Origin of the sequence: Rodentibacter haemolyticus, assembly GCF_015356115.1 — a bacterium.
GTDB lineage: Bacteria > Pseudomonadota > Gammaproteobacteria > Enterobacterales > Pasteurellaceae > Rodentibacter > Rodentibacter haemolyticus.
Map to the genome: position 1 here is coordinate 924,348 of NZ_CP063056.1, position 16,715 is coordinate 941,062.

Consider the following 16,715-nt stretch of genomic DNA (forward strand, 5'->3'; position numbering starts at 1 on the left):
AATTTATTGAATTATAGTGAATTAAATTAAAATGTATACAAAGCCGCAAGCCGAAGACATTTTTAAATTTAATGCACGATATATTTGAGTCAAGGTATTAAAACCAGTATGCTATGCCCAATTTTCATTAATCTTTATTTTTAACAAAGACGTTTTAATATGTTAAATCAACAAATCAGTCAAATTATCGCCTCAGAGCTTAGCGTTGCCTCTCATCAAATTCTCGCCGCCATTCAGCTTGTAGATGACGGTAATACCATTCCTTTTATCGCACGTTATCGTAAAGAAGTGACCGGCGGATTAGACGACACCCAACTACGCCATTTTGAAACCCGTCTAGGTTATTTGCGTGAGCTTGAAGATCGCCGTCAGAGCATTTTGAAATCCATTGATGAACAAGGCAAACTCACGGAGGAATTGCGTTCACAAATCGAAGCCGTACAAAGTAAAACGGAATTAGAAGATTTATATTTGCCCTTCAAACCTAAACGCCGTACTAAAGGGCAGATTGCTATTGAAGCCGGTTTAGCACCATTAGCCGATACATTATGGACTGACCCAAAAAACGATCCGGAAACGACCGCACTTTCTTTTATTGATACCGAAAAAGGCGTGGCGGATACCAAAACCGCATTAGACGGCGCTCGTTATATTTTAATGGAACGTTTCGCCGAAGATGCGCAATTATTGGCAAAAGTGCGTCAATATTTGCAACAAAATGCGCAAATTGAAGCAAGGTTGATCGAAGGTAAAGAACAAGAAGGCGCAAAATTCCAAGATTATTTTGATCACAAAGAATTGCTGAAAAATGTGCCATCTCATCGAGCCTTAGCAATGTTTCGCGGACGTAATGAAGGCATTTTGCAATTGACTTTAAATGCTGATCCTGATGTCGATGAAGTCGTGCGTCAAAGCTATTGTGAAGAAATCATTCGTGATCATTTGGGCGTTCATTTCAGCGGACAACCGGCGGATAAATGGCGTGAACAGGTTATCGCTTGGACATGGAAAATCAAAGTATCCCTTCACCTCGAAACCGAGCTGATGGGCACATTACGTGAAAAAGCGGAAGAAGAAGCCATTGATGTTTTTGCCCGAAATTTGACCGCACTTTTAATGGCTGCACCGGCAGGCTCAAAAACCACAATAGGGCTAGACCCCGGTTTACGCACAGGGGTGAAAGTTGCCGTAGTGGATAACACGGGCAAATTATTAGATACCGCCACGATTTACCCTCACACCGGTCGCGAATCGGAAGCGCAAATGGTGTTATTCGGTTTAGTGCTCAAACATAATGTGGAATTAATCGCCATCGGTAACGGCACAGCCTCTCGTGAAACCGAACGTTTCGCCAAAGAGGTGATGAAAGAAATCAAAGAGAATAAACCGCAAATCGTGGTAGTTTCGGAAGCGGGCGCATCGGTTTATTCCGCTTCCGAATTTGCCGCCAATGAGTTCCCGAATTTAGACGTCTCCTTACGTGGTGCGGTATCTATTGCCCGCCGCTTACAAGATCCCCTTGCCGAACTGGTTAAAATTGAACCGAAAGCAATTGGTGTAGGGCAATATCAGCACGATGTCAATCAGTCCCAACTGGCGCGTAAATTAGATGCCGTGGTGGAGGATTGTGTAAATGCCGTTGGCGTAGATTTAAATACGGCTTCCGTGCCATTGCTTGCTCGGGTGGCGGGAATGAGTAAAACCTTAGCGCAAAATATTGTGGATTACCGAAATGAAAACGGTCGCTTTGACAGCCGTGAACAATTGAAAAAAGTGCCTCGTCTAGGACCAAAAGCCTTTGAACAATGTGCCGGATTTATGCGTATTGCAGAAGGAAAAAATCCACTGGATGCTTCCGGCGTTCACCCTGAAGCCTACGCATTGGTGGAAAAAATTCTGCAAGCGACCCAAAAATCCATTCAAGAATTAATGGAGAGCAATACCACTCGTCAACTGGATGCCAAACAATTCACCGATGACCGTTTCGGCTTGCCTACCGTACAAGATATTTTCAAAGAATTGGAAAAACCGGGACGCGACCCACGTGGCGAATTTAAAACAGCGACCTTTGCCGACGGCGTGGAAGAGATTACCGATTTAAAATCCGGTATGATTTTGGAAGGGACGATCACGAATGTGACCAACTTCGGTGCATTCGTGGATATTGGCGTACATCAAGACGGCTTGGTGCATATTTCATCTTTGAGTGATAAATTCGTGGAAGATCCGCACCAAGTCGTGAAAACGGGCGATATCGTGAAAGTAAAAGTATTGGAAGTGGATGTGCCACGCAAACGAATTGCGCTCACAATGCGTTTAGATGAAAGTGCGGTAAAAAATGAGGCGAAATCCGACCGCACTTTATCCGCCAAACCCCGTGGCAATGCATCACCACAAAATCGTAATCCCAAAGGAAATAATGTAATGGGCAATGCTTTTGCCGATGCATTGAAAAATTGGAAAAAATAGTATTAAGATTAGGGGGATGAAAATTCCCCCTTAATTGCGGATTTTTTCTGCCACTTTAATTTTTCCCCAAAAAACACGCCTAAATATCACCGCACTTTTGTGATCTCTGTCATAAAATTCACCTAAAAAGAGGTAGGAATTAAGGCAATTTTCAAAAATGAGATCTAGTTAACATTTTTCTTACTAGGTTTTATTTAGAATGACCACAATTGAATTTTAATCTTTATATAGAGGTGACTTATGACGGACTTAAACAAAGTAATTAAAGAACTTGAAGCTCTTGGTATCTATGACGTAAAAGAAGTTGTCTATAATCCAAGTTATGAACAATTATTCGAAGAAGAAACCAAACCTGGTTTAGAAGGCTTTGAGAAAGGCAAACTGACAACAACCGGCGCAGTCGCAGTCGATACCGGTATATTCACCGGACGTTCGCCAAAAGACAAATATATCGTGCTGGATGAAACCACCAAAGATACCGTATGGTGGACATCCGAAGCGGCGAAAAATGACAACAAACCGATGAACCAAGCCACTTGGCAAAGTTTGAAGGATTTAGTCACAAACCAACTTTCCCGTAAACGCTTATTTGTGATTGATGGATTTTGCGGCGCAAGCGAACATGACCGCATTGCCGTGCGTATTGTAACGGAAGTGGCTTGGCAAGCGCATTTTGTGAAAAATATGTTTATTCGCCCAACGGAAGAGCAACTCAAAACGTTCGAGCCTGATTTTGTAGTGATGAACGGTTCTAAAGTGACCAACCCGAACTGGAAAGAACAAGGCTTAAATTCTGAAAACTTTGTTGCTTTCAACTTAACCGAACGCATTCAATTAATCGGCGGAACTTGGTACGGCGGCGAAATGAAAAAAGGTATGTTCTCAATGATGAACTACTTCCTTCCGCTTAAAGGCGTAGGTGCAATGCACTGTTCCGCAAACGTGGGGGCTGCTGGCGATGTCGCCGTCTTCTTCGGTTTATCAGGCACCGGCAAAACTACCCTTTCGACCGATCCGAAACGTCAATTAATCGGTGATGATGAACACGGCTGGGACGATGTGGGTGTCTTCAACTTTGAAGGCGGTTGCTATGCGAAAACTATTCATCTTTCAGAAGAAAACGAACCGGATATTTATCGTGCAATCCGCCGTGATGCCTTATTAGAAAACGTAGTTGTGCGTGCTGACGGCTCCGTTGATTTTGATGACGGCTCAAAAACCGAAAATACCCGTGTGTCTTACCCGATTTACCATATCGATAATATCGTTAAACCGGTATCCCGCGCAGGCCACGCAACCAAAGTGATTTTCTTAACCGCAGATGCCTTTGGTGTATTACCACCGGTTTCTAAATTAACACCGGAACAAACCAAATACTACTTCCTCTCCGGTTTCACTGCAAAATTAGCCGGTACGGAACGTGGTATTACCGAGCCGACCCCAACTTTCTCCGCTTGTTTCGGTGCGGCATTCTTAACACTTCACCCGACAAAATATGCGGAAGTGTTGGTAAAACGTATGCAAGCGGCCGGTGCGGAAGCTTACTTAGTGAATACCGGTTGGAACGGCACAGGTAAGCGTATTTCCATCAAAGATACCCGTGGTATTATTGATGCGATTTTAGACGGCTCAATCGAAAAAGCGGAAATGGGCGAATTACCAATCTTCAATCTGGCAATTCCGAAAGCCTTACCGGGCGTTGATCCTGCGATTTTAGATCCGCGTGATACTTACGCTGATAAAGCACAATGGCAAACCAAAGCAGAAGACTTAGCCGGTCGTTTCGTGAAAAACTTCGAGAAATATGCGATAAATGAAGAAGGTAAATCACTTATCGTAGCAGGCCCTAAAGTCTAATACAAATTAGGCACTATATAGAGCCCAAATAATATGATGAGTAAGGACACCAAATTTGGTGTCCTTTTTATGTGTCATTAATGTTGTTATGCTCAGATATTTCACAAGGATACAAATTCTGAAAAAATAAACCGCACTTTAATCAATAAAATGCGGTAGTTATTTGACCAATATCATTAGTTAGTTACTTTTTATTTCTTAAAAGAATCTCTCTCTATTGATCTCTGATTCCCGATATTTTTCTGCAATCTTCTCATAAATTTTCTCATATTTTTCTTTAATTTTTTTATATTTTTTTGCTTTAGAAGAATCCCTATCTATTTTGATTCCATCCTTATCAACACCTTCTGTATATATCCACTCAAGTATGCTGGTTGCATAAAGTAACTGCTTATATCCCCAAATTTTTAAAGATTCTGTGATACTTCCACTATCAACAAGATTTTCAAGATCTTCCACAAGTTCTTCTAATAGTACCAAAGATTTCTTAGGATTTAGAATTGCTAAACATTGATCTTGATTTTCCTTAGTTACTTTAGCCCCCATAAAGCCGTTAGCAATTCGAAAGAGAGCACAACGCCCCTGATATAAATTATATAAATAGCCTTTTGCCTTGATCCCTTCTGGTTCATTCGAATATTTTTTTATAACTTCTTGAGCAATTTCCGAAGCTTTAAAAAAATCCCCTCTCTTTTCAGCTTCAATAAGTTTAGTTCTATAATACTCTATTGGTTCCCTATTTATTGGTTTTTCCTTCCAGCTTGTCAAAGCAAAGAATCCTATAAATAATATGAATAAAATAAAAAATACTATTTTCTTTAAACTCATCTAATCCTCCTCAAATATTATTTAGTAAAAAATTCAAATAACTGTAATTCCGTATCAAGGATACAACTTCTATCCTTCTCAATAGGACTAATATCATTAACAATTATCAGTTCAGGATCAAAAAGAAACACTGATTTATTTCTGAGCATATCTTCAATGCAATCAGCAACAATTTCATTATTTTTTTGATCTACCGCTCTTACATTATTATAAATATACTTATTATCCCCCCTAGGGAAATAGTTAATGTAAATATCAACAAGTACATGAACTTTCATATAAATGTCCTTTTCAAATTAAATAAATTTCAGAAAAGTTTTCAGGGTTGTTTTATTTGTTATGCAATAACAAATAAAAACTGAGTATACTCAGTTACCTTTTTGAGAATAAGTATCAAAAGTGCGGTTACAAAATCGTTAAATTTTGAACCTTGGCTTTGTCAACGGTGTCGTTAGATATAGCAATCCTTTAAAACGATTGCGTATAAATTTAGGGAAGAATTTATGAATTGGAAAAAGAAAAAAGCCCTCACAAGGAGGGCATTTCAGATTTAATTTTGTGAATTAAGCGATAACCGCTTTTTCAACAACACGAACTAACGTCCAAGATTTGGTTTTTGATAGAGGGCGACATTCGCGGATCTCTACGGTATCACCAACTTTGGCTTCGTTGTTCTCATCGTGTACGTGTAATTTCGTTGTACGACGGATAAATTTACCGTATAACGGGTGTTTTACCTTACGTTCAATAGCAACAACGAAAGATTTTTCCATTTTGTCGCTAACAACTTTACCTTGTACGCTACGAATTTTATCAGTCATTACTCACCCGCCTTTTCGGTTAATACAGTTTTTACACGTGCAATATCACGACGCACTTGTTTAGCCTGATGGGTTTGTTGAAGCTGACCGGTGGCTGTCTGCATACGCAACTTGAATTGTTCACCTAAAAGGTTCACTAATTCAGCATTCAGCTCTTCAACACTTTTTGTACGTAAATCTTGAGCTTTCATTACATCACCGTCTTAGTTACGAAAGTGGTCTTAACAGGCAATTTAGCAGCTGCTAACGCAAATGCGTTTCTTGCCACTTCTTCGGACACACCATCCATTTCATAAAGCACTTTACCCGGTTGGATTAAGGCTACCCAGTACTCAACGTTACCTTTACCTTTACCCATACGGACTTCTAATGGTTTTTCAGTGATCGGTTTATCCGGGAATACACGAATCCAGATTTTACCTTGACGTTTCACTGCACGTGACATTGCACGACGTGCCGCTTCGATTTGACGAGCGGTTAAACGACAACGACCAACTGCTTTTAAACCGTAAGTACCGAAACTTACTTCAGTACCGCCAGCGATACCACGGTTGCGGCCTTTGTGAACTTTACGGAATTTTGTACGTTTTGGTTGCAACATTTAGCGTTTCTCCTTACTTACGACCTTTACCGCGCGGAGCCTTTTTAGGCTTGTCGGCAGGTTGTTGTTCTGATTGCGCAACGGCAGCCATTCCACCGAGAATCTCACCTTTGAAGATCCATACTTTCACGCCGATTACGCCGTAAGTTGTATGGGCTTCTGCAGTGTTATAATCGATGTCCGCACGAAGAGTATGTAGAGGTACGCGACCTTCACGATACCATTCTGAACGTGCGATTTCTGCACCACCTAAACGACCGCTAACCTCAACTTTGATACCTTTAGCGCCTAAACGCATTGCGCTTTGTACCGCACGTTTCATTGCACGGCGGAACATTACACGGCGTTCTAATTGAGAAGCGATGCTGTCTGCAACTAATTTCGCATCTAATTCAGGTTTTTTCACTTCAGCGATGTTGATTTGAGCCGGAACGCCAGCAATTTTAGATACTGCGTTACGCAATTTTTCAACATCTTCGCCTTTTTTACCGATTACGATACCCGGACGAGCTGTGTGAATAGTTACACGAATACTTTTAGCCGGACGCTCAATAGTAATACGTGAAACCGAAGCATTTGCTAATTCTTTATTTAAGAATTTGCGTACTTTGAAATCGCCTTCAAGATTATCGGCGAAGTCTTGTGTATTCGCGAACCAAGTAGAGCTCCAAGGTTTTACAATACCTAGGCGAATACCATGTGGATGTACTTTTTGACCCATTGCTATTCTCCTACTGATTAACGATCCGACACAACCACAGTAATGTGGCTAGTACGTTTTAAAATACGATCTGCACGACCTTTAGCACGTGGCATAACACGTTTCATGCTAGGACCTTCATCTACGAAGATTTTAGCAACTTTAAGATCATCGATATCTGCACCGTCATTGTGCTCTGCGTTTGCAATAGCAGACTCTAAAACTTTTTTCACTAAAGCCGCAGCTTTTTTGTTAGTGTAAGTTAAGATTTCTAATGCTTGCGCAACTTTTTTACCACGAATTAAATCGGCAACTAAGCGAGCTTTTTGGGCAGAAGTGCGAGCGTAACGATGTTTTGCGATAGTTTCCATCTCTTTACCTCTTATTTCTTAGCTTTCTTATCTGCCGCGTGACCGCGGTATGTACGAGTCGGTGCAAATTCACCTAATTTATGACCGATCATTTCGTCGGAAACATAAACCGGAACGTGCTGACGACCATTATGGACTGCGATGGTCAACCCGATCATTGATGGAATGATCATTGAACGACGGGACCAAGTTTTGATTGGTTTTTTATCCCCGCTTTCCACCGCCTTCTCTACCTTCTTCAACAAGTGTAGGTCAAGGAAAGGACCTTTCTTGAGAGAACGTGGCATGGCTAATCCTCTTTAATTTAATTTATTATTTGCCACGACGACGTACGATATATTTATCAGTACGTTTGTTGTGACGAGTTTTCTTACCTTTGGTTTGGACACCCCAAGGAGTGACCGGATGTTTACCAAAGTTACGACCTTCACCACCACCGTGCGGGTGATCTACCGGGTTCATTGCAGTACCACGAACTGTAGGGCGGATACCTCTCCAGCGGTTAGCACCGGCTTTACCCAATACGCGAAGCATATGTTCTGAGTTTCCGACTTCACCGATTGTCGCAATACATTCCGCTAATACTTTACGCATTTCACCGGAACGTAAACGTAAAGTAACATAGTTACCTTCACGAGCGATGATTTGTACGTAGCTACCTGCAGAACGGGCGATTTGACCGCCTTTGCCCGGTTTTAATTCAACATTATGCACAGTTGAACCGACCGGAATATTACGCATCGGTAACGCATTACCCACTTTAATAGGTGAGTTTGCACCGGCTTGGATTTGATCGCCTACCGATAAACCTTTAGGTGCTAAGATGTAACGACGTTCACCATCTTTATAAAGCACTAAAGCGATATTAGCAGAACGATTCGGATCATATTCTAAACGCTCAACAACCGCCGGGATATCTAACTTGTTACGTTTGAAATCAATTAAACGATAGTGTTGTTTGTGACCGCCACCAATATGACGAGTAGTAATACGACCATAATTGTTACGACCACCGGTTTTAGATTTGCTATCTAAAAGCGGAGCGTAAGGTTTACCCTTGTATAATTCAGGGTTCACGATTTTAACAACGTGACGACGACCAGCGGAGGTCGGCTTACATTTAACGATAGCCATTCTCTATTTTCCTCCGATTACTCTGCACTGTCCACGAAGTCCAAGTTTTGGCCTTCGGCTAAAGTTACATAAGCTTTTTTCCAGTCGCTGCGACGACCCATTTTAGCACCACGGCGTTTAGTTTTACCTTTAACAACCACAGTACGTACTGAATCTACTTTTACTTCAAATAATTGAGCAACAGCAGCAGCAATTTCAGCTTTGTTCGCATCTAAAGCAACTTTAAGTACAACAGTGTTAGATTTTTCAGCATTGTTAGTTGCTTTTTCAGAGATATGCGGTGCACGAAGCACGCTCAGCAAACGTTCTTGACTCATGCTAAGATCTCCTCAATTTGTTTCACAGCATCAACGGTAACAATCACTTTATCGAAAGCGATTAAACTTACCGGATCGATACCTTGTACATCACGTACGTCAACTTTATATAAGTTACGTGCCGCCAAGAATAGATTTTCATCTAAACTTGCTGTGATAATTAACGCATCTTCAACTGCCAAATCTTTTAATTTTTGTACTAAAACTTTAGTTTTTGGTGCTTCGATTTCAAATTTTTCAACAACCACTAAGCGATCTTGACGAACTAATTCGGAAAGAATGCTTTTGATAGCACCACGGTACATTTTTTTGTTCACTTTTTGGCTGTGATCTTGTGGTTTAGCCGCGAAGGTTGTACCGCCTGAACGCCAAATCGGTGATTTAATATCACCGGCGCGAGCGCGACCTGTACCTTTTTGACGCCAAGGTTTTTTACCTGAACCAGACACTTCAGCACGAGTTTTTTGAGCACGAGTACCTTGACGCGCACCGGCTGCATAAGCAACAACAACTTGGTGGATCAATGCTTCATTAAACTCACGTCCGAAGGTAGTTTCAGAAACAGTGAGTGCGTTTGCACCTACAACTTGTAATTCCATCTCTATCTCCTAGACCTATGCTTTAACTGCCGGCTTAACGATAACATCGCCATTGATAGCGCCAGGCACAGAACCTTTCACTAATAGCAATTTACGCTCAGCATCTACACGAACGACTTCAAGTGATTGAACGGTTACACGTTCAGCACCTAAATGTCCTGCCATTTTTTTACCTTTAAACACACGACCCGGAGTTTGGTTTTGACCAATAGAACCGAGAACACGATGTGATAAAGAATTACCATGGGTAGCATCTTGGGTACGGAAGTTCCAACGTTTAACACCACCTTGGAAACCTTTACCTTTAGAAGTACCGGTAACATCGACTTTTTTAACATCTGCGAAGATGTCAACATTGATTTCTTGACCTAAAGTGAATTCTTCACCTTCAGTACGAAATTCCCATAAACCGCGACCAGCTTCAACACCTGCTTTCACGAAATGACCTGCTTCCGGTTTAGTTACACGGTTTGCTTTTTTAGAACCAGTAGTAACTTGAACTGCAGTATAGCCATCGTTTTCAAGAGTTTTAACTTGAGTTACGCGGTTGGCTTCGATTTCGATAACGGTAACCGGTACTGAAACACCGTCTTCATTGAAGATACGGGTCATACCGACTTTACGACCGATTAAACCAATCATTGTAATAACCTCTTAATTAACCTAGGCTGATCTGCACGTCAACGCCGGCAGCCAAATCTAAACGCATTAATGCATCAACAGTTTTTTCTGTTGGCTCTACGATATCTACTAAACGTTTGTGAGTACGAATTTCGTATTGGTCACGCGCGTCTTTGTTCACGTGTGGAGAAATCAACACGGTGAAACGCTCTTTACGGGTTGGTAAAGGAATCGGACCACGAACTTGTGCACCGGTACGTTTAGCTGTCTCTACGATCTCCGCAGTAGATTGATCGATCAAACGGTGATCAAATGCTTTTAAGCGGATACGGATTCTTTGGTTCTGCATTAGACCAGAGCTCCAATAAAATTTAGCTAATAAAAAAACTAACACCAATCGCAGTTCTAACATCAAAATAGAAAAGGAGGTGCAAGTTACCTGTTATATAGTCTCCCAATCGGAAACATTGTTAGCGTAACATATCGTTACACTCGTTTAATAAATGATTACATTAAACGACCTTCAATATCTGAAAGCCTGCGAATACTACACAAAAGTAAAGCTGATTGCAAGAAATTTATTCAAATCATAGAAAAGTGCGGTTGTTTTCCATCCTATTTTCAAATAAAACAAAACGGAAAACGACCGCACTCTATAAAATTAAGGTTTAATATCAATTATCAAGTAACGCGATATGTCTTTTAGCGGCAATCCACGCGCCGATGTACCCCATTATCAAGCAACTGACCAATAAGAAAATCAATTCACCGATGCCTAAACCGTTTAAAGCGAACTGTACGGCAAAAATATCCGTCACATATTTCACTGCGGAAGTGAAATAACCCACAATAAAACTACTGAAAATCGCGGCGACAAATCCGCCTAAAAAAGCATAAATCATACCGGTATAAAGATAAGGACGTAGAATAAACTGATCCGTTGCACCAAGCAATTTCATCACTTCAATATCGGCACGGCTGCTATAAACATCAGAACGAATGCTGTTACCTATGACTAAAAAGACCGCTATCGCCATTAAGATTGTGCAGAAAATTGCCACGTGAGCCACCAACCACGAAAGTGCGGTCAGTTTTTCCAGCCAATCATTATCCAAACGCACTTCTTGCACGCCTTTGATTTTATCGAGATTCGTGCGCAGCTCCTCACGTTTTTCCGAAGCGTTAAAGTCTTTATTCGGTTTTACCATCACCACCGCAGGCAATGGATTATCATCTAAAATATCAAGCTCTTCTCCGAAGCCTGACCAACTTTTAAACTCTTTCAAACTTTCTTGGCGGGATACATAATTCAAGGATTCCACACCTTCTTGCTGGCGAATTTTTTCTACCACAAGGTTGGCATCATCCTCACTTAAATTTTTGTGAAGATAAATCGTAAGCTCACTTTCAGGATAAAATTGTGTCGTGGCTAAATGAAGATTTTTCCACATTAAATAGCTGACGGTCGGAATGGTGAGAGAAACGGCAATCACTAAAATCGTTAATAACGTGCCGAATTTGCGTTGCCACAAATCCCTCCACACTGCGCGCAACGTGTAAGCCGTTTGCACGAAGACAGAAGCATCAGTCGGTCGGCTCATGGTTTTTCCTTAATAACGTAAGTAGCCTTGCTCAAGTACAAGACAAGGTTTTGGTTTCTGTTGAATCAAATTAATATCGTGAGTAGCGATTAACACCGTCATTCCCAAACGATTAAACTCTTCAAATAAACTGAAAATACCTAACGAAAGTTCATTATCTAAATTACCGGTCGGCTCATCAGCCAATAAGAGTTGCGGTTTGTGAACAATGGCACGGGCAATATCCACCCGTTGCTGCTCTCCACCGGAAATTTGCGGCGGCAAGTAATGAGCTTTACTGCGGAGCCCTACGCGATCAAGCGATGCCATCGCTCGCGAATGTGCATCTTTCGGGCGCATTCCCGCAATAATCAGCGGCAAAGCGACATTTTCCACTACGGTTCGATCCGTCAACAAACGATAATCTTGATGTACCATTCCGATTTGACGGCGCAAAAATGGAATTTCATATTTTGAGAGACGCGTAATATCGTGTCCGTTAAACCAAATTTGCCCCGCATTGGCTTTTTCCATTCCCATAATTAATTTGAGTAACGTGCTTTTACCCGCCCCGGAATGTCCCACAAGATAAGTCATACTGCCCACCGGCAAATGGAAGTTAAGCCCTTGCAACGCCGGTTGCGTTGCGCCGTGATAGGCTTTGGATACGTTAGAGAATTTAATCACGCTCTATCCTTATTCTTCTTGGTGTACAAATAACGCCTCAATAAATTCTTTGGCGTTAAACTCACGCAAATCTTCGATTTTCTCGCCCACACCGATATAACGAATCGGCAACCGGAACTGATCTGCAATAGCGAAAATCACACCGCCTTTTGCCGTGCCATCTAATTTCGTTAACGAAATACCGGTTAGTCCCACGGCTTCATTAAATAATTTTGCTTGGCTAATCGCGTTTTGACCGGTGCCGGCATCCAGTGTCAGCATAATTTCGTGCGGTGCGGTTTCATCGTATTTTTTCATCACGCGAACGATTTTTTTCAACTCGTCCATCAAATTATTTTTATTTTGTAAACGACCGGCGGTATCCGCAATCAAAATATCAATATTACGCGCAGCCGCCGATTGCATCGCATCAAAAATCACCGAAGCGGAATCCGCTCCCGTATTTTGAGCCACCACCGGAATATGGTTACGTTCCCCCCACACCTGCAGCTGCTCGACTGCCGCCGCGCGGAAAGTATCACCGGCAGCCAACATCACGGATTTCCCTTCCGCTTGGAACTTACGAGCCAATTTACCAATCGTGGTGGTTTTACCTACACCGTTCACGCCCACCATTAAAATCACATAAGGCTTTTTGCTGCCATCAATCACCAACGGCTGCGCCACCGGTTCAAGAATATTTGCCATTTCTACTTTTAATTGTTGATACAAAAGCTCCGCATCTTGCAACTGCTTCCGACTGGCGTGTTCGGTCAGATTTTTGATAATCTTCGTGGTAGTAGGAACGCCGATATCCGCAATTAAAAGCTGTTCCTCCAATTCTTCAAATAACTCATCATCAATTTTCTTACCTAAAAAGAAATGACGAAAACCCGCACCAATGTTTTGTTTTGTTTTAAGCAGCCCTTTTACCAAACGGCTGAAAAAGCCCCCCTCACCGGGTTTTTCACGAGTTTCTGATGTCGGTTGTAGTTCTTCTTTAACGTCTTGCACGGTTTCAGGAGGAATTTCTGTTGGTTCAACCACATCAATTTCCGTTACATTTTCAGGTGCAATGATTTCTTCCGTTTCATCAGGTTTAAGTGCGGTTAAAATTTCCTCCGTTTTTTCTTCTCCGACACCAAATGATTCTTCTGACCCCTCTTCGACTAAAACACCTTCGGAATCAACCGCACTTTCCGGAGATTCTTCCCTAACCGCTTGAGCAGACGTTTCTTCTCTCGCCTGCTCAAGCGAAGTTTCTGCGGCTTGTTCGTCAATAATAGGCTCAACTGTCGGCGTTTCTTGGTTTTTATTTCGCCCAAACAAAGATGCCCAAAATCCGCCTTTTTTCTTTTCTTCTGCCATAAATTGTTCTCTTCACGTTATCCCGATAAAAAATGCTGTTTATTCTAGCAAAAAATCGTCTAAACTAAGCACTATTTTCAATTAAATCCACGATTTTTATGAAAAAACCACTAACACAAAACGCCAAAGGCGAAGTAAGAATTATTGCAGGGCGTTGGCGTGGGCGAAAACTCCCGGTGCTCAATGCTGAAGGACTGCGTCCCACCGGGGACCGCGTGAAAGAAACACTGTTTAACTGGCTAATGCCTTACATTCACGACGCCGAATGTTTAGACGGCTTTGCCGGTAGCGGTTCGCTGGGCTTTGAAGCTCTTTCCCGTCAGGCAAAGAAAGTTACCTTCTTAGAACGGGATAAAGCCGTTGCCAATCAACTGAAAAAAAATCTGCAAACCTTAAAATGCAGTGCCGAGCAGGCGCAAGTGTTTAACCAAAGCTGTTTGGATTTTTTAAAACAAGCGCAAAATCAACCGCACTTTGATGTGGTGTTTCTCGATCCCCCTTTCCATCTTGGGTTAGCGGAACAGGCGATTTCATTACTTGCGGAAAACAACTGGTTATGCCCAAACGCCTTAATTTACGTAGAAACAGAAAAAGACAAGCAGCTTGCCCCCCCTGGAAATTGGGTATTACTAAAAGAAAAGATAACCGGTCAGGTGAGTTATCGTTTATATCAATGTTGAGAGAAATTATGTTAGATATCGTTTTATATGAACCGGAAATTCCACAAAATACCGGTAATATTATCCGTCTTTGCGCCAACACCGGATTTCGCTTGCATTTAATCGAACCGCTCGGCTTCACTTGGGACGACAAACGCCTGCGCCGTTCAGGTTTGGATTATCACGAGTTTGCCGAAATAAAACGCCATAAAACCTTTGAGGATTTTTTAGCCGGTGAAAATCCCAAACGCCTTTTCGCACTTACCACCAAAGGCAGTCCGACGCACAGTCAAGTGAAATTTGAACCCGGTGATTACTTAATGTTCGGCCCCGAAACCCGCGGTATCCCAATGGCGATTTTAGACAAAATGCCAATGGAACAAAAAATCCGTCTTCCAATGACCGCCAACAGTCGCAGTATGAATTTATCCAATGCCGTGGCAGTCACAGTTTACGAGGCCTGGCGACAATTAGGATATGAAGGTGCTGTGAATTTACCTTGAAGGAAAAATATGGTGAATTAAATTAAAATGGATACGAAGCGGTAAGCCGCAAACAACACAAGAGTACGGCAAGGGCAACAATGCTATAGGCATTAATTTAATTAACTATAAAACGGTTAAAAAGGTGGAAACTCCACCTTTTTGTTTAAATGATTGAATTTAGATGAGCCAGATAACGCTGATAAACCGCCTCGTAAGCTTCAACCGCCTCCTTATTAGGAGAGCAGTTTAAACTCTCATCCAAGTGAACAAATTCATCGCAGAGCGATTCCAGCTCCCCTTCTCCGTTTGCCCACATCGCTTGAATTGCCCCCCCTAAAGCAGCCGCTTCCTCTTCCAATAAGCAAACCACTTCGGCGTTCATAACATTCGCGATAATCTGCCGCCAAAGCGTACTCTTTGCCCCACCGCCAATTAAACGAATTTGCGAAGTAGCAAGCCCGGCACGGCGAAAAAGATCCAATCCATAACGCAAAGTAAAAGTGGCACTTTCCATCATCGCCCGACAAAGATTTTCACGGGTAAAATTACTTGAATCCAACCCTAAGATACGCGCTTTCTCATTTGGCAGAGGTGGCACGCGTTCCCCATTAAAAAACGGTAAAACAGTGATTCCGTTTGCACCAATTGAGGATTGTTGTGCGAGATGATTAAAGGTTGGGATATCAATATTAAATAAATTCATCAATTGCTTGTTCGATGAAGTCATATTCATCACACAAATGAGAGGTAACCAGCCATTATTAGCAGAGCAAAAGTTGGCAATCATTGAAGGCAAATTTGACAAAGGCTGTTTTGTATAAGCATACAGCGTGCCGGATGTGCCAAGACTCATTGTTACGATTCCCTCTCTTATATTGCCCGTACCAATCGCCCCCATCATATTGTCCCCACTTCCGGTGGAAACTATCACATCTTGGTTAAAGCCAAATAGTTTGGCGATTTCGGGCTTGATAACCCCTACCTTTTGTTCGGCTGAAAGTAAAGTCGGTAGCACGTTATCCATATTAAGTTCGGGTGCAATTTCGCCAAAGACTTCGCGACTCCAACATCGATTCACAATATCAAAATATCCTGTGCCGGAAGCATCACCAAATTCCGTGCAAAAATGGCCTGTCAGCCAATAGTTAAGGTAATCGTGGGGCAGCATAATTTTGTGAATTTGTGCAAATTGCGCCGGATAATATTGACGAAACCAGAAAAGCTTTGAGGCGGTATAGCCCGTTTGACACATCATGCCTAACTTCGCAAATGCCGAATCTTGTCCGCCCAAACGTTCTATCAATTCCATATTTTCAGAGACTGTTTCCGTATCACACCAGAGTTTCGCATTGTACAAAGGTTGATCATTTTGATCCAATACCACCAAGCCGTGTTGCTGACCTGAAATACCCATACCTTTCACTAAGTGCGGTAAAATTTTTGCCTGTTTTAACGCCTCATTCAAGGCACATTGAAAGGCATCAATCCACCAATTGGGATGTTGTTCGCGCCGGCCATTTGATTGCGCAATCAATTTATGGGAAGCATATCCCATACCAATCACTTTCTTTTGCCTGCGATCAACAACTATCGCTTTTGTACCCTGCGTACCACAATCAATACCGATATACATAATGCC

The 16,715-nt window shown here is 42.0% G+C and carries 20 protein-coding genes and 1 pseudogene; 4 read left to right on the forward strand and 17 right to left on the reverse strand.

Going from position 1 to position 16,715, the window contains the following annotated elements; genetic code table 11:
• The first annotated feature begins 159 nt into the window (after positions 1 to 159).
• Entirely contained in the window at positions 160 to 2,469 is a 2,310-nt protein-coding gene (locus tag IHV77_RS04425) for a Tex family protein (protein WP_194812911.1), read from the forward strand.
• Between the two features lie 240 nt (positions 2,470 to 2,709).
• Positions 2,710 to 4,326, forward strand: a complete 1,617-nt coding sequence (gene pckA / locus IHV77_RS04430; protein ID WP_194812912.1) for a phosphoenolpyruvate carboxykinase (ATP) — start codon at positions 2,710 to 2,712, stop codon at positions 4,324 to 4,326.
• A gap of 198 nt (positions 4,327 to 4,524) precedes the next feature.
• On the opposite strand, the gene IHV77_RS04435 is transcribed toward pckA, so the two are convergent.
• The 16 genes and pseudogenes from IHV77_RS04435 to ftsY form a co-directional block, all read right to left on the reverse strand.
• Positions 4,525 to 5,154, reverse strand: coding sequence for a hypothetical protein (locus IHV77_RS04435; RefSeq protein ID WP_194812913.1), 630 nt, complete (start codon positions 5,152 to 5,154; stop codon positions 4,525 to 4,527).
• 17 nt (positions 5,155 to 5,171) lie between these two features.
• Positions 5,172 to 5,432: a hypothetical protein gene (locus IHV77_RS04440; RefSeq protein ID WP_194812914.1), complete on the reverse strand. Its 261-nt coding sequence runs from the start codon at positions 5,430 to 5,432 to the stop codon at positions 5,172 to 5,174.
• 285 nt (positions 5,433 to 5,717) lie between these two features.
• On the reverse strand, positions 5,718 to 5,975 hold the full coding sequence (rpsQ, locus tag IHV77_RS04445; RefSeq protein ID WP_005625886.1) for a 30S ribosomal protein S17: 258 nt from the start codon (positions 5,973 to 5,975) through the stop codon (positions 5,718 to 5,720).
• On the reverse strand, positions 5,975 to 6,166 hold the full coding sequence (gene rpmC / locus IHV77_RS04450; RefSeq protein WP_005625888.1) for a 50S ribosomal protein L29: 192 nt from the start codon (positions 6,164 to 6,166) through the stop codon (positions 5,975 to 5,977). The genes rpsQ and rpmC overlap by 1 nt, the downstream gene beginning before the upstream one ends.
• Positions 6,166 to 6,576 carry a 50S ribosomal protein L16 gene (rplP, locus tag IHV77_RS04455; protein ID WP_005625890.1) on the reverse strand — a complete coding sequence of 137 codons (411 nt, stop codon included), beginning with the start codon at positions 6,574 to 6,576 and terminating at the stop codon, positions 6,166 to 6,168. Before rplP ends, rpmC begins: the two co-directional genes overlap by 1 nt.
• 13 nt (positions 6,577 to 6,589) lie before the next feature.
• On the reverse strand, positions 6,590 to 7,297 hold the full coding sequence (rpsC, locus tag IHV77_RS04460) for a 30S ribosomal protein S3 (RefSeq protein WP_005625894.1): 708 nt from the start codon (positions 7,295 to 7,297) through the stop codon (positions 6,590 to 6,592).
• 17 nt (positions 7,298 to 7,314) lie between these two features.
• Positions 7,315 to 7,647, reverse strand: coding sequence for a 50S ribosomal protein L22 (rplV, locus tag IHV77_RS04465; protein ID WP_050692961.1), 333 nt, complete (start codon positions 7,645 to 7,647; stop codon positions 7,315 to 7,317).
• A gap of 11 nt (positions 7,648 to 7,658) precedes the next feature.
• Positions 7,659 to 7,934 carry a 30S ribosomal protein S19 gene (gene rpsS / locus IHV77_RS04470; protein WP_005539416.1) on the reverse strand — a complete coding sequence of 92 codons (276 nt, stop codon included), beginning with the start codon at positions 7,932 to 7,934 and terminating at the stop codon, positions 7,659 to 7,661.
• A gap of 25 nt (positions 7,935 to 7,959) precedes the next feature.
• The gene (rplB, locus tag IHV77_RS04475) at positions 7,960 to 8,781 is read right to left on the reverse strand and encodes a 50S ribosomal protein L2 (protein ID WP_194812915.1); all 822 of its coding nucleotides are present in this window, start codon (positions 8,779 to 8,781) and stop codon (positions 7,960 to 7,962) included.
• Between the two features lie 17 nt (positions 8,782 to 8,798).
• Complete coding sequence (gene rplW / locus IHV77_RS04480) at positions 8,799 to 9,098, reverse strand: 50S ribosomal protein L23 (RefSeq protein WP_077424641.1); 300 nt, start codon at positions 9,096 to 9,098, stop codon at positions 8,799 to 8,801.
• Positions 9,095 to 9,697, reverse strand: a complete 603-nt coding sequence (rplD, locus tag IHV77_RS04485; protein ID WP_194812916.1) for a 50S ribosomal protein L4 — start codon at positions 9,695 to 9,697, stop codon at positions 9,095 to 9,097. Before rplD ends, rplW begins: the two co-directional genes overlap by 4 nt.
• A gap of 15 nt (positions 9,698 to 9,712) precedes the next feature.
• Positions 9,713 to 10,339 carry a 50S ribosomal protein L3 gene (gene rplC / locus IHV77_RS04490; protein ID WP_077421871.1) on the reverse strand — a complete coding sequence of 209 codons (627 nt, stop codon included), beginning with the start codon at positions 10,337 to 10,339 and terminating at the stop codon, positions 9,713 to 9,715.
• A gap of 16 nt (positions 10,340 to 10,355) precedes the next feature.
• A complete protein-coding gene (rpsJ, locus tag IHV77_RS04495) occupies positions 10,356 to 10,667 on the reverse strand; it encodes a 30S ribosomal protein S10 (RefSeq protein ID WP_001181005.1) in 312 nt (103 codons plus the stop codon).
• A 325-nt stretch (positions 10,668 to 10,992) separates the two neighbouring features.
• Positions 10,993 to 11,919, reverse strand: coding sequence for a permease-like cell division protein FtsX (gene ftsX / locus IHV77_RS04500; RefSeq protein WP_194812917.1), 927 nt, complete (start codon positions 11,917 to 11,919; stop codon positions 10,993 to 10,995).
• Between the two features lie 9 nt (positions 11,920 to 11,928).
• Complete coding sequence (gene ftsE, locus IHV77_RS04505) at positions 11,929 to 12,585, reverse strand: cell division ATP-binding protein FtsE (RefSeq protein WP_194812918.1); 657 nt, start codon at positions 12,583 to 12,585, stop codon at positions 11,929 to 11,931.
• A 9-nt stretch (positions 12,586 to 12,594) separates the two neighbouring features.
• Positions 12,595 to 13,563 (reverse strand): annotated as a pseudogene (gene ftsY / locus IHV77_RS04510) (signal recognition particle-docking protein FtsY); the annotation flags it as partial.
• Between the two features lie 467 nt (positions 13,564 to 14,030).
• Here ftsY and rsmD point away from each other — a divergent pair.
• Together rsmD and trmL are read left to right on the forward strand one after the other, a co-directional pair.
• Entirely contained in the window at positions 14,031 to 14,612 is a 582-nt protein-coding gene (gene rsmD, locus IHV77_RS04515; RefSeq protein ID WP_194812920.1) for a 16S rRNA (guanine(966)-N(2))-methyltransferase RsmD, read from the forward strand.
• Positions 14,613 to 14,620: 8 nt separating this feature from the next.
• A complete protein-coding gene (gene trmL / locus IHV77_RS04520) occupies positions 14,621 to 15,094 on the forward strand; it encodes a tRNA (uridine(34)/cytosine(34)/5-carboxymethylaminomethyluridine(34)-2'-O)-methyltransferase TrmL (RefSeq protein ID WP_194812921.1) in 474 nt (157 codons plus the stop codon).
• A 145-nt stretch (positions 15,095 to 15,239) separates the two neighbouring features.
• On the opposite strand, the gene xylB is transcribed toward trmL, so the two are convergent.
• Positions 15,240 to 16,709: a xylulokinase gene (gene xylB / locus IHV77_RS04525; RefSeq protein WP_194812922.1), complete on the reverse strand. Its 1,470-nt coding sequence runs from the start codon at positions 16,707 to 16,709 to the stop codon at positions 15,240 to 15,242.
• Between the last annotated feature and the right edge of the window lie 6 nt (positions 16,710 to 16,715).

Excerpts from the sequence above, each read along its gene's own strand:
- IHV77_RS04425 (WP_194812911.1), top strand. The coding sequence starts at position 160 with ATGTTAAATCAACAAATCAGTCAAATTATCGCCTCAGAGCTTAGCGTT.
- pckA (WP_194812912.1), top strand. The coding sequence starts at position 2,710 with ATGACGGACTTAAACAAAGTAATTAAAGAACTTGAAGCTCTTGGTATC.
- IHV77_RS04435 (WP_194812913.1), bottom strand. The coding sequence starts at position 5,154 with ATGAGTTTAAAGAAAATAGTATTTTTTATTTTATTCATATTATTTATA.
- IHV77_RS04440 (WP_194812914.1), bottom strand. The coding sequence starts at position 5,432 with ATGAAAGTTCATGTACTTGTTGATATTTACATTAACTATTTCCCTAGG.
- rpsQ (WP_005625886.1), bottom strand. The coding sequence starts at position 5,975 with ATGACTGATAAAATTCGTAGCGTACAAGGTAAAGTTGTTAGCGACAAA.
- rpmC (WP_005625888.1), bottom strand. The coding sequence starts at position 6,166 with ATGAAAGCTCAAGATTTACGTACAAAAAGTGTTGAAGAGCTGAATGCT.
- rplP (WP_005625890.1), bottom strand. The coding sequence starts at position 6,576 with ATGTTGCAACCAAAACGTACAAAATTCCGTAAAGTTCACAAAGGCCGC.
- rpsC (WP_005625894.1), bottom strand. The coding sequence starts at position 7,297 with ATGGGTCAAAAAGTACATCCACATGGTATTCGCCTAGGTATTGTAAAA.
- rplV (WP_050692961.1), bottom strand. The coding sequence starts at position 7,647 with ATGGAAACTATCGCAAAACATCGTTACGCTCGCACTTCTGCCCAAAAA.
- rpsS (WP_005539416.1), bottom strand. The coding sequence starts at position 7,934 with ATGCCACGTTCTCTCAAGAAAGGTCCTTTCCTTGACCTACACTTGTTG.
- rplB (WP_194812915.1), bottom strand. The coding sequence starts at position 8,781 with ATGGCTATCGTTAAATGTAAGCCGACCTCCGCTGGTCGTCGTCACGTT.
- rplW (WP_077424641.1), bottom strand. The coding sequence starts at position 9,098 with ATGAGTCAAGAACGTTTGCTGAGCGTGCTTCGTGCACCGCATATCTCT.
- rplD (WP_194812916.1), bottom strand. The coding sequence starts at position 9,697 with ATGGAATTACAAGTTGTAGGTGCAAACGCACTCACTGTTTCTGAAACT.
- rplC (WP_077421871.1), bottom strand. The coding sequence starts at position 10,339 with ATGATTGGTTTAATCGGTCGTAAAGTCGGTATGACCCGTATCTTCAAT.
- rpsJ (WP_001181005.1), bottom strand. The coding sequence starts at position 10,667 with ATGCAGAACCAAAGAATCCGTATCCGCTTAAAAGCATTTGATCACCGT.
- ftsX (WP_194812917.1), bottom strand. The coding sequence starts at position 11,919 with ATGAGCCGACCGACTGATGCTTCTGTCTTCGTGCAAACGGCTTACACG.
- rsmD (WP_194812920.1), top strand. The coding sequence starts at position 14,031 with ATGAAAAAACCACTAACACAAAACGCCAAAGGCGAAGTAAGAATTATT.
- trmL (WP_194812921.1), top strand. The coding sequence starts at position 14,621 with ATGTTAGATATCGTTTTATATGAACCGGAAATTCCACAAAATACCGGT.
- xylB (WP_194812922.1), bottom strand. The coding sequence starts at position 16,709 with ATGTATATCGGTATTGATTGTGGTACGCAGGGTACAAAAGCGATAGTT.